Annotated in this window: 7 protein-coding genes; 5 read left to right on the top strand and 2 right to left on the bottom strand. The window is 47.4% G+C overall.

Annotated features, from left to right (window positions below; translation table 11 throughout):
• Nucleotides 1-110 precede the first annotated feature (110 nt).
• The gene (locus ACY2RR_RS18215) at nucleotides 111-857 is read right to left on the bottom strand and encodes a ribonuclease T2 family protein (protein WP_490109605.1); all 747 of its coding nucleotides are present in this window, start codon (nucleotides 855-857) and stop codon (nucleotides 111-113) included.
• Nucleotides 858-1,164: 307 nt separating this feature from the next.
• Between ACY2RR_RS18215 and arcC the strand changes: the two genes are divergently transcribed.
• The 4 genes from arcC (at nucleotide 1,165) to ACY2RR_RS18195 (ending at nucleotide 10,538) form a co-directional block, all read left to right on the top strand.
• On the top strand, nucleotides 1,165-2,115 hold the full coding sequence (arcC, locus tag ACY2RR_RS18210) for a carbamate kinase (RefSeq protein ID WP_490109604.1): 951 nt from the start codon (nucleotides 1,165-1,167) through the stop codon (nucleotides 2,113-2,115).
• A gap of 275 nt (nucleotides 2,116-2,390) precedes the next feature.
• Nucleotides 2,391-7,685, top strand: a complete 5,295-nt coding sequence (locus ACY2RR_RS18205; RefSeq protein ID WP_490109603.1) for a hypothetical protein — start codon at nucleotides 2,391-2,393, stop codon at nucleotides 7,683-7,685.
• A gap of 103 nt (nucleotides 7,686-7,788) precedes the next feature.
• Nucleotides 7,789-8,052, top strand: a complete 264-nt coding sequence (locus ACY2RR_RS18200) for a hypothetical protein (protein ID WP_490109602.1) — start codon at nucleotides 7,789-7,791, stop codon at nucleotides 8,050-8,052.
• A 140-nt stretch (nucleotides 8,053-8,192) separates the two neighbouring features.
• Nucleotides 8,193-10,538 (top strand): hybrid sensor histidine kinase/response regulator, encoded by a 2,346-nt coding sequence (locus ACY2RR_RS18195; RefSeq protein WP_490109601.1) that lies wholly within the window; start codon nucleotides 8,193-8,195, stop codon nucleotides 10,536-10,538.
• Between the two features lie 19 nt (nucleotides 10,539-10,557).
• Here the strand turns inward: ACY2RR_RS18195 and msrB are convergent, their stop codons facing one another.
• The gene (msrB, locus tag ACY2RR_RS18190; RefSeq protein ID WP_490109600.1) at nucleotides 10,558-10,962 is read right to left on the bottom strand and encodes a peptide-methionine (R)-S-oxide reductase MsrB; all 405 of its coding nucleotides are present in this window, start codon (nucleotides 10,960-10,962) and stop codon (nucleotides 10,558-10,560) included.
• An 89-nt stretch (nucleotides 10,963-11,051) separates the two neighbouring features.
• Here msrB and ACY2RR_RS18185 point away from each other — a divergent pair, with 89 nt between their 5' ends.
• Complete coding sequence (locus tag ACY2RR_RS18185) at nucleotides 11,052-12,293, top strand: pyridoxal phosphate-dependent aminotransferase (protein ID WP_490109599.1); 1,242 nt, start codon at nucleotides 11,052-11,054, stop codon at nucleotides 12,291-12,293.
• Nucleotides 12,294-12,321: the final 28 nt, after the last annotated feature.

The following is a 12,321-nucleotide window of genomic DNA, read 5'->3' as shown; positions in this document are numbered from 1 at the left end:
AAAAAACCGGCGAGTTATTCGCCGGTTTTTTTATGCCTGACAGTCTTTTAGAGAGCAAAAAGCCTTAAGCACAAAAACATGGAAACTTCTCCCATCTCCATGCCCTGTTATCAAAAGCCTTTCAGCTGTCTTATATAGATATTCCCTGAGACTTCTCTGCAACTGTTAAGGTCGCTTTGCATTTCGTAAGTATCACAGGTGAGCTGTGTTTTGGCGTCATGCCCCCAGCACGTGTAAACACCACTTAAATAATAACGACCATCTTTGTTGTCTCGCTGGCATTGGAATAGAGCACGATAGTCATAAGCATCCTGCAACTCAGGATAAGTCACGTAACCGCCTACGTTCTGAGAGATCACTTTCGCGGTAGGGACTTCAAGAAATACTGACTCAACATCGTCAAAGTAAACCTCCTGGGTAAGGTTGGAGCAGGTGCCGTGCTTCTCCCATTCGTGGTTTAACAGATCCTTCATGCCAACCGGAATCACAGTTTCGAGAAACTTCTTGGTTTCGCTGGTGATATTGGTCCAGTTCAACCCACAGATGTCCTTGCTGTAGTTACAACCCGGACTGTAAGAACAATCACTGGGGTATTTGGAGGTATCCAGATATTGAGGCCAGAACCCATGAAGGCCCAGTGTTGTCATATTGATGACTGCGGGTGAAGAGCAGTTCTTCTCATCTGAGTGTGTAGCGCAGAATTGTGGAACCCAGCTTTGTGCCAGCAGGTAATAGCTGAAATTTCCCGGCTGGCCGTTCTTCACTGCGGCATAGGGATTCAAACCGTCTGAAAAGCTGGCCTGGGCGGCCAGAGCAAGCCCGGCAATAACGAATTTTAAATAGCGAGATGTATGCATTTCTTCCTCCCCGGATATTGGTGACAGAGCTTGGACTCTTTTCACTCAAAAACGGCAGAAAGCAGGGAAGGAATGACAATACTGGCAACTGCGATGTTAGGCCTGACTGAAGATTTTCAGGATGCTACCGAATATTAGCAGAATTAATGGGTATTAAGAACATCTACTTATTTCCTCTGAATACAAGAGGAATATGATGTCAATTACCTACTGGAGAGTATCTCCACCACTGACTGGACGCTTGTAATCTAGAGCTACCCCCTCTTTCTTATGCGTCCGAACACATACTGGATTCAAGGAAAACAAGATGCGTATTGTTATCGCACTTGGCGGCAACGCCATGCTTCAGCGCGGTCAACCTCTGGAAGCAAGCATTCAACGTGAAAACATTCGTAAAGCTGCAGAAGTTATTGCCCGCGTAGCCCAGAAGCATGAAGTTATTCTGACTCACGGCAACGGCCCACAGGTTGGCCTGCTGGCTCTGCAAAACGCCGCTTACGACAAAGTGTCCCCTTACCCACTGGACGTTCTGGGCGCAGAAACTGCCGGCATGATCGGTTACATGATGGAGCAGGAACTGTACAACCAGATGCCAGGTGCACAGGTGGCCACACTGGTTACCCAGACTCTGGTTGATAACAACGATCCTGCATTCCAGAACCCAACCAAATTTGTTGGCCCTGTATACAGCAAGGAAGAAGCTGAAGCTCTGGCCGCAGAAAAAGGCTGGGATATCAAAGCTGACGGCGAATACTTCCGTCGAGTAGTACCTTCTCCTCTGCCTCAAAGCATTGTAGAAGTTGAGATGGTTAAGAAACTGTCTGAAATGGGCGCTCTGGTTATCTGCTCCGGCGGTGGTGGCGTACCAGTTCGCAAGGATGAAGAAGGCAAGTTGTCTGGCGTTGAAGCGGTAGTAGACAAAGATCTGACCGCAGCCCTGATGGCTGAGCAAATGGGTGCTGACGCTCTGGTAATCATGACTGATGTTTCCGCCGTTTGCGTAAACTTCGGCCAGCCAGACCAGAAAGAAATCCACAAAGCTTCTACCCAGGGCATTGGCGAGCTGGACTTCCCAGCCGGTTCCATGGGTCCAAAAATCGACTCCTGCGCTAACTTCGTAGAGAAAGGTGGCCGCTTCGCCGCTATCGGCAGCCTGTACGACGTTGAAAAAATCGTTGAAGGCCAGGCAGGCACCTGGATCACCAACGAAGTTGAAGGCATCTCTTTCTACGAAAAGAAAGACGCTGCTGAAGCCTGATCAGGCACGGGCGGGGATACCTCCCCGCCTGTTTCCCTTCTGACGCCCCCTCAAAAAGCAAATTACCCGACAGTTATCTTCTATTACACCGCTGTTTTTATAACCAAAATACATACCTGTATTAGCCCATATAACATTAGATAAATCAGGCACTATTATTTCGGTTTTTTATACCCCCTTCCTTGCAAGACCGTAAACCCCTGCTAGATATACCCCCTATCCATTTCAATCACGCGTTTAACGCTCATTCTGCCGGAGTGTGCAGAGGAAGGACTATGCCAGGTATTCAGAGCCCTAAGATCGATTCCAGTCGTCTATTGCTAACTGCCAGTATTGCTGTTTCCACACAAGCTATGGCTTCTACAGATGTGGATAACTTCAGGGTTCTGGGGGGAGCTCTTGCTGGAAGCAACGGGTTTGCTTCATCACCACAACTTCAGGATACTCTCCGTAATCACCCTGAATGGGGATGGCTGCCCGCGTATAAAATAGAGGGTCTTTCCAAACACCCTTACACCTTTACAGATCGTGCGTATGAAGCTCTTTCTGGCGAAATAATGCCACTGCTCACTATTGCTGCACTTCATACCCTTTCAACCACTGCAGGCTTACAGTTCCACCAGCTCTGGCGGGCGAACCCTGAAAAAGTAGCTGACTACGCCTGGCGTTTTGGCGAGGCCATTGGTGACCTTGCATCTACCGACACTGTAACCGAACTGATGTGGCGACTGTTTGCCACCAACGCAGATTTTTTCAAATCACCAGATTTCGCCAATAGCCCGAATGGAGTTATGGCATGGCGTCTGCTAAAGCGTGGTTTGGCTTATAGCTATATGATCGGGAGCAACATTCCGGACGCAATGCGTCAACATGTTGTGAATTCTGTAGGATTTGTCGGCATCCCATTTGAAACAGCCGAGCTTAATGAACACTTTGCACTGACATTTATCAGCTCCAGCACTGCCGACGATCCCGGCAGGCCAGATAGCGCTTACCTCGACCTGGATTTTGTTAATCAACAAAAACCCTTTGATGACCCCAGGGGCGGGTTCGAAGAGGCTCTTGTAGCACTCGACAAAACCAGTCGTGCACACAACGTTACCCGAGTTCGCTTCTACCCATCAATTATGGGTGACCAAAGAAAAGATGGTGAACTGGCGCTGTTTATACGTCCTTACTTTAATCACCAACCAGGGCCACTGATACGCGTACCTGCACGTTTTGGCTCGAGCAGTACCCGCATCTGGTGGACTGACGCGATGGATCGCGGGATCCTTGAACGCGTATATAACGACGATCAGTACTCCATCGTGAAGTACCTCAATAGCCTGATGGACTACAAAAGCAGCGTTATTACACCTTTGTCTGACGGCATTCTTGAAAAACTGCCTGCATTAATCGAGTGGGCATCTAACGAGCCCATTGCCAACGATTATGGTTTTAATCTTGAGCAACAGAAGCATACTGCCGCAGAGCCTGATGTTGTTGATATCGAAGACGACCTGAATCTTGGCTTACCCGGCAAGCCCAAGCAGTCAATGAATCTCACTGTAATAAAAGCCGGCAAGAAAAAAGCAGTCCTGTTTATGGATGGACATTTCAGCCAGGGGGCAGAACTGCCCATCATGGTGATGATAACCCGCAGTGGCTATGACGACGTCAAACTTGCCGATTTACTGCAACTGGAAAAACACATGCCATGGCTCCAGTACCGTGGTAGTTACAAAATTGCTTTCTCCCTTGCGAAAAGCAAAGCTTACAGTGTGCTGGTGCAGAGACTAATGATGTCTCGCTCCAAACAGTTTAAAGCTGCTAAGGAGCTGGCCAGTTCGCGTTATCTAAAAGGCAGGTCGGATCTTTTCACGGCCACCGAACATGCGACCATTAACAAGCTGGATGATGAAACAACGCAAGGACGGGATCCTAAAGAAGCATTGGCAGCATCTCTGGCTGAAATTGAAGACTCGGATGAGTACAAAGATCTCCTCAAACTTGAGAAAGACCTTAAAGATCTGAAAGATGGTGTCCCTACAGAACAGCAGCTAAAAATTGCCGAAGAAGCAGTTACCGCTGCCCAGAAGAAAGTCGACCAAGTCTATAAAGACCTGTCAACAAAACACAGCCTGACAGACCAAAGTCTGAAGAGACTCCGGGGATTTCAGGATGAAATAGAAAAGAAAAGAGGAGCCGATGAGGGCCTCGACACAGCCAGAAAAAACCTCTCTGACTATTTAACAGAGCTCAAACTTAAGTCACCAGGGGCTGTAAGGTCTTTGCTTGAAAGAGATTTCAAAGATCGACAAAAATTAACTAAAGCAACCAAGGATAAAACCACTCTCAGCGACAAACTTACTGGAGCTAAGAGTGATATTGCCGCAAAAGAAACTGCGATAGATGATCATATAGCCAAGCATGAAAATCTTGCTCTTCATACCGTTCTGGACAAATTGAACAGGTTGGGCGAGAGCGTTAAGGACGGTTCCAGCGATGATGCCCTTAAAGGCATGTTCGATGACCTGCGCAAAGCGGGCAAGAGCCGATGGACGCTACCTGGCGGCCCTTGGTATGAAGCTAAATCCCTGTTCAAGAACCTCGTCAGCTCCATTCCTGTTATTGGTTCTCACTTTGGACCAGAAGCAGAACTGAAACGCCATAAAGAAACAATGGCGAAGCGGGCTCAGGAAGCTAAAGACGCCGCTGATGAAGCACTGAGACAACGCACAGAGAGGCAGCATCAAGCCAGGGTTGAAGCTGAACAAAAAGCTCTGGAAGACAAGAAACAAGCCTTTGACAGTGCCGAAAGTGAACTGAAGCAGAAGAAAGAAGATATCGGAAAGCTCTCCACAGAGCTAAGCGCCAAGAAGAAAGAACTAACTGGTATCACTGAGGAAGCAGCTCTAACAGCTGCCAACGAACACATCAGCAAACTCGAGAAGGAACTGGAAACAGCTGAAACGAAACGGGTAGAACTGGAAGGAGCCATAACTAAACACCAGAAAGCCCTCGAAGAGCAACAAGCCAAGCTTAAGAGCGATATTGAAAAGCCTAAGCAGCTAAGAAAAGACTACGAAACTGCTAAAGCGGAAGCAGAACGGACTGGCACCGAGCTTGCAAAAGTTAAAGAAGCCCAAGAAAAACTGGCCAAAGAAGTAGAAGAACGTGAGAAGCAGTTCAAAGCAACAAAACAAACATTTGAACAAACGAAACAGGAAACTGATGAGCTAGAAACTAAACACACTACAGCCAACGATAAGGTGGCAGAAATAGGGAAGAAACAACTGGAAACGCAGAGTCTAGTTACTGAGCTGACAGATAAACATAAAGACGCCGAATCTGCGAGAGATCAAATCCAGAAAGATCTGGATAGCGTTAAAGATCAATTAGGCGACGCTGCCAAAGATAAAGAATCGGTTGTAAACCTTGCAGCTGAGCTTGAACCTCAGCTTGAAGAAGCAAACAGAACCGTTACTGATCTGAAGTCCCAACTAGGAAAAGCTCAAGATAAAGAAAAAGACCTGGGCACAAAGAGTACACAAGCTAAAGCAGATGCTGAGCGATTCAAGGCTGATCTTGCGGCCGCCAAAGACAAACTGGAAACTCTTGAAGCCCAAGAGAAGGTAGAACGAGATAAGTTCACTAAGGCTAAGACAGCCTATAACGCAGCCACAGGGAGAATGACATCTCTTACATCTGATATTGAGAAAGTGGCAGGAGATATCGAAGAGCTTAAAGAGAAAGTATCGACTGCTGAAGCAGCAAATAATGACCTCGGCAAAAAAGTGGCAGATGATGAGGAAGCAACAGGCAAGCTGGTTGAGACTAAGGATGAATTGGAAGGTTCTGCTGGTGAGTTGAAGGCGAAGTTTGAGGAAGAACAGGCGCGACTACACGATCTTGAGCAAGAGCTTATTCGGGTTCGCCAAGCTGAGGAAGAACAGGTCAAAGACCTTGATGTCCAGCTAGAGGGTATCCAAAAACATCGGCAGGAAATTACCGATGAAGTTAACGAACTGCTGAAACAGATAGAACAAGAAACGACCCTGATAGCTGAGCGACGGGAAGCTCTGACAACCGCTACCGATCATGTGACAGCGGTAACGGCAGAACGGGAGAGTGCGACCCAGAAAGAGAATGAACTTCAGACTCACGTTCGTGAAACAGAACAAGAGGTGCTGACTGCTCGCGATGAGCTAGAAGCCTATGAGAAAGAGATTGCATCACTTAAAGCGCGCGATAATGAGTTGAGTCAGGAAATTACTCGACTCACCAATATACCAGAAGGAGAAAAGCCTGAAGGACATGCTCAAACTGTCACAGCAGTTGATGCGGAGCTGAATGACATTCATTCCAAGTTGGCAGCACATCCAGAAAGAACGAAAACGCTACAGAGTGCATTAACAACTGCCCAGGATAAAGAAACTGGCTTTAAAACTGAGCTGGATCGTGCCCAAGCAGTAACTCGCGACGTTGTAGCTAAGCTGGACGCTGCAAACACTGATGCTGACAAGGCTCATGGTGCAGCTAACGAGTCAATTACCAAGCATGAAGAGCTAGAAGGTAAAATGACTGCTTCCAGTGAAGAGCTGAAACGTGTTCAAGGACGAATAGAAGGCATGCAAGAAGAGAGACAGCAGGCATTGGGTCGTATCACTGAAGTTGAGGGACGTCATCAAAAAGTAAGCTCTTTGGTAGATAGTACAAAGGTTGAGTCCCAGAGCGCCGAACAAGCGGCTGAAGCGGCAAGACAGAAGATTGCAGACAGAGAGGCTGCATCTGAAAGCCTGCTAAAACAGAGAGCAGAAGCCGAAGAGAAACTGGCGAACCTGCAAGATCTTCTAAGAGGTTCAGAGACCAGCTCTCGGGAGCTTACTGATGAACTCGAAGCGACCAGAGCAACTCTGACTAAAGACTCGATACCTGAGTGGGAGGCTAAGGTAAATAATCTCACAACCGAACTCAGAGCAGCGGAACGCAACGCAAACGATCTTGGTGAACAGGCTCGCACTACACAACGTCAAGTAACAACTTTGGGTATTGAGGAAATCACAGTCAGGAGCAGTGTTCAGGATCTGGGCCGCCAGCTTGATGAAGCAACAGCGAATCAAGTTAACTTGCAAGGCAAAGTGAGTGCAGCCACAGCAGCTGGAACAATGGAGAAAGGCCTAACTGATCTTGAAGCGCAAGTTGCTAAGCTGAAAGGCGAGCGGGACACTGCTACTTCAGACTTTGACAAAGTAAACGGCGAGCTGAAAACGGCAGAAGACGAACTGAAAGCACTGCAGGATCTGGTTGCGGCTAAAGCCAAGACCGCAGATCTACAGTCTAAGTTCGACCAAGAAAACTCTGAAATGGAACGTCTACGCACAAGTCACAAGTCTGCATCCGATGAACTAAGCGCACTTGAAGAGAAGCTCGTTACACAAAGGAAAACACAGCAAGAGCTCAATGAGGCAGTCAAAGAGGCCAAGCGCTTTGCAATAGAGCTCAGGGAGCGTGCTGAAATAAAAGAAGGCTTTGACCCTGCATCCGTTCGCGTGTCAGAACCAGAGTCTGAAGATGATCAACAATAAGGCGCCTGTTTCTAAGCAGGATTCAATTTAACCCTTATGCCAGCCTCCCGTAGTTAAGCTACGGGAGGCTGGGTTCTTTCAGCAACACCAGCTATTGAAACCAATGTTTATGCAGAATGCCCTTAACCACATCCTTAGCCTTCTTCGCACGACCTTCCTTCTCTTTTCCCTGTGTTTGATCAGCACCCTCTTTTCTCTGAAAAGCAGCTTTGCCTTCGATTCTGATTTCAATGATGAAAGCACTTATACCGAAGAAAGTGATCTTGAAGAAAGTGAGTATGACGACACATCCAATGACATTGATTCCGATTGGCAGGGTGATCAGGAAAATCTGGATATGGAATCAGACGATCCCGGCTTTGAATAACGATTTCATAACTTCTTATACTTATTGAAGGCTGAATTCATAAAGACGACAGCAACAAAGCGAGAGATAGTCATCCCCTCCTAACAGCGATAGAATGCCAAAAGGAGAAAAACAACAATAATCAGGAAGGCGCAACAGTCGTGGAGAAAACCACACATTTCAGCAAAAGGCTTTCCTTTCGCCAGACTCAATATACCCTTGTCGTCGCATTTATTACCGGGCTGGTTTTCAGTTTTTTGCAAATTGCACTGGACTATCGCCACCAGAACCAAGCCATTGACGATGAAATAACAGCCCTTCTTGAAATCAGCAGCGCTCCCGCTTCCCGTATTGCCTACAACATTGACTCAGAACTGGCACAGGAACTATTAAATGGCTTGATCCGTTCGCCATCTATTATCAGTGCAGAAATTCGGGACGATACTGACCAAAGACTGGGCTATGTTCGCCGGGACAGTCGCCAGGATCAGGCTCGCTGGATAAGTGATTCCCTATTCGGTCGCAGCCGTATTTATCGTCAGGTTCTCAAGGTGGATTACGATCCGGATGAGCCGCTGGGTTTTATCCAGCTCGAAGTTGATACCTTTAATTACGGCAGTTCATTTCTACAGCGCGCACTGACAACCTTTTTCACAGGGTTAGTGAAAGGGTTAATGATGGCACTCATACTTCTGCTGCTGTTCTATCGTATGCTGACCAGCCCCTTGATGTCGCTGACAAAATCATTGAGTAAACTGCGAACCCATGAACCCTCCTCATCCCATCTCAGCTGTCCGGAAGGGCACAAAAATGATGAGATAGGTCTCCTCGTAGAAGAAGTAAACAATCTACTCTATTCCATCAGCAGTAATACCAAACGCCGCTATCGGGCAGAGCGCCAGTTAAGAGATCATCTTGCCACTCTTGAAAGTGGTATTGTCAGCCGCACTGCAGAACTCAACGCACGCAACCGGCAGTTAATAGATTCAAACCAGGAACTAGAAGAAGCACGCCAGAGAGCACTGCAAATGGCACAGGCAAGGGCAACCCTGTTGGCGAGCATGAGCCATGAAATACGAACACCTCTGGGCAGCCTGCTTGGACTTGTTGATCTGGCGAAAGAAAACGCTACCGATTATGGCCAGCAACAAAGGTTAGCTCTGGCCCATGAGTCAGGAAAACAACTCCTGCAACTGTTGAATGATATTCTCGACTTTTCTCGTTTTGAATCAGGAAAGCTGGTCTTCGAGTCACTGGACTTTAACCTGCACGAAAAAATTGAAATAACAGTTGAGCAGTTCTCTCAACAGGCGGCTCAAAAGAATATTGTTCTACAAAGCGTTATTGATTCATCCGTTCCCCAAATGGTAAAAGGTGACCCCACTCGTCTACAGCAAATCATTACCAACCTGGTCAGTAACGCCATCAAATTTACCACGGCAGGTTATGTTGCCGTTTTTGTTAAAGCCCAACCGGGAAGTTCACCCTCAACACGGATTAATATTGCTGTTTCTGATACCGGTATTGGAATTCCTGAAGACCGGTTGGAAACTATTTTCCAGCCTTTCGCCCAGGCATCGGCAGAAACAAGTCGTTTATTTGGCGGCTCCGGCCTTGGGTTGGCATTGTCCAGAAATATGGCAGAAGCCCTGGGTGGAAAACTGCAGGCAAAAAATAATCCGGCAGGGGGAAGCCGATTCGAGCTACAGCTGCCTTACCAATCTGCTGAACAAACTAACACTGTCCAAAAGTTCCAAAACTCATCAATCGACATCACCATTCTTGCCCAACCCTTGCTCGCAGAAGTTCTCTATAAATACGCACTGGAAACTCCGGGGCTTAAACCTTCTGTAATGAGCTGGTATGGCCCCTGGTACCCTGATGAAATTGATAACGCTCTGAGCAAGGTTCTGGTCACAAGCGTGCCCGTGCGCCAGCTTCTGAAATCTCCCCCAATTTATATTCCTATCTACCAACAAGGGCAGGCCCTGCCCGGCACACCGACTCAGATACAGATCATTGCCCCGGTGAGAAAGAGCACACTGACAACTTTAAGAGAGGAGCTTGAATCTTTATTGAGCGGACAAAGTCCAGCTAATGAGATTGAAGTCATCGCAGATAACACGCCCCCCTCTAAAAGCACCATTCTTGTGGTTGAAGACAACCCAACCAATCTTATGGTGACCGAAGGTATGCTCGAACAGATGGGCTTTCAGGTGAAGACAGCCCGCAATGGTCAACAGTGTCTGGATATCTGCAAAAATGTTCTGTTTGACTTGATTTTGATGGACTGCAATATGCCCGTTATGAATGGTTACGATGCCAGTCGTAACCTTCGTAAAGACGATAACCAGAAAGACGTTCCCATTATTGCCCTGACTGCCAATGCCCTTGAACATGATAAAGACCGTTGTCTCCAAAACGGCATGCAGGACTATATGAGTAAACCGCTGGACAGAAAAATCCTGAAAGCCAAGCTAAAGCAGTGGATCAAAAATGCGTCTTAAAGCCGGTTAACTTATCTTTCTAACTTTCAGATTCTTCAAAGCCAAGAGAAACAGAATTTACACAATATCGTAACCCTGTCGGCTTTGGGCCATCAGGGAATACATGCCCCAGGTGGGATTCACAGTGAGCACAAAGAATCTCCGTTCGTGTCATTCCCAGAGAATTATCTTCGTGGTAAAGAATCGCCTCTTTTGACACCGGCGCCCAGTAACTGGGCCATCCGCAACCACTCTCAAACTTGGCATCAGAACGAAACAATGGTGAAGAACATGCTGTGCAGATATAAGTCCCAATATCGCTATGATTCAGGTACTCGCCACTGAATGGACGCTCCGTTCCCTTTTCCCTGCATACTCTGAATTGTTCAGGGGTCAGCTGTTCACGCCATTCTGTTTCGGTTCTGGCTATTTTTTTCTTATCCATCACTCACTCCTGAACTTTCACACGTGAAGCTGCATCATCTCTGATACTATGCACTGATTATTATTCATCAGACAATAACAACCAGCACCATGCAGGATATACAGAAGTCAGGCAAGCTACAGAACGTCTGTTACGAAATTCGCGGCCCCATTCTCCATGAAGCCCGCCGACTGGAAGAAGAAGGCCAGCGTATTCTCAAGCTTAATATCGGTAACCCCGCTCCTTTTGGCTTTGATGCCCCTGAGGAAATTATTCAGGACATGATTCTGAATATTCCCCATTCTCAGGGATACTGTGATGCCAAAGGCCTTTTCTCTGCCCGTAAAGCCGTCATGCAGTATTGCCAGCAGCGCCAGATAGAGAACGTCACCATTGATGATGTTTATATTGGCAACGGTGTCAGTGAGCTGATTGTTATGGCCATGCAGGGATTGCTGAACAATGGAGATGAGATGCTGGTTCCGGCTCCTGATTATCCACTCTGGACAGCGGCCGTTACCCTTGCTGGTGGCAGCCCGGTGCATTACATCAAAGATGAGCAGTCGGACTGGTGCCCGGACTTAGATGACATTCGAAGTAAAATCACCAGCAAAACCCGGGGCATTGTTGTTATCAACCCCAACAATCCGACCGGAGCCGTTTATCCTAGAGAAATACTAGAAGGCATTGTTGAGCTGGCTCGCGAACATAACCTGATTATTTTTGCTGACGAGATATACGACAAAATTCTCTATGACGAAGCCGAACATATTCCCATGGGTTCACTGGCTCAGGATGTTCTCTGTGTAACTTTCAATGGTCTTTCAAAATCCTGGCGAGCTGCAGGTTTTCGTACCGGTTGGATGATTCTGAGTGGAGCCATGCATCTGGCTAAGGATTATCATGACGGTTTGCAGATGCTGGCCTCTATGCGCTTGTGTTCCAACGTTCCCTCACAGCATGCCATTCAAACGGCGTTAGGCGGTTACCAAAGTATTAATGACCTGGTACTCCCCGGTGGGCGCCTGAAAGAACAGCGGGACAAAGCCTGGGAAATGATTACCTCTATTCCAGGTGTCAGCTGTGTAAAGCCAAAGGGCGCACTCTACCTGTTCCCAAAACTCGATCCGAAAATCTATCCGATAGAAGATGATGAGCAAATGGTTCTGGAGTTTCTTCGTCAGGAGAAAGTACTGCTGGTACAGGGCTCCGGGTTTAACTGGCCCAGCCATGACCATGTTCGCATTGTCACCCTTCCACGGGTTGATGTACTGGAAGAAGCCATGGAAAAATTTGCCCGCTTTCTTGACCGGCTAAAAAGAAAACACCAAATCGTTTCCATGCCTGGCTAAATATTAATCTCTATGAAATTCCCGCTGC

The organism is Parendozoicomonas sp. 2304DJ65-17 (assembly GCF_058148445.1).
The sequence above is the reverse complement of the archived record's forward strand: the minus strand, read 5'-3'. Positions and strand labels throughout refer to the sequence as shown.

What these genes read in the sequence shown, in the direction of transcription:
- ACY2RR_RS18215 (WP_490109605.1), bottom strand. Translation starts at nt 857, where the DNA reads ATGCATACATCTCGCTATTTAAAATTCGTTATTGCCGGGCTTGCTCTG.
- ACY2RR_RS18205 (WP_490109603.1), top strand. Translation starts at nt 2,391, where the DNA reads ATGCCAGGTATTCAGAGCCCTAAGATCGATTCCAGTCGTCTATTGCTA.
- ACY2RR_RS18185 (WP_490109599.1), top strand. Translation starts at nt 11,052, where the DNA reads ATGCAGGATATACAGAAGTCAGGCAAGCTACAGAACGTCTGTTACGAA.
- msrB (WP_490109600.1), bottom strand. Translation starts at nt 10,962, where the DNA reads ATGGATAAGAAAAAAATAGCCAGAACCGAAACAGAATGGCGTGAACAG.
- arcC (WP_490109604.1), top strand. Translation starts at nt 1,165, where the DNA reads ATGCGTATTGTTATCGCACTTGGCGGCAACGCCATGCTTCAGCGCGGT.
- ACY2RR_RS18200 (WP_490109602.1), top strand. Translation starts at nt 7,789, where the DNA reads ATGTTTATGCAGAATGCCCTTAACCACATCCTTAGCCTTCTTCGCACG.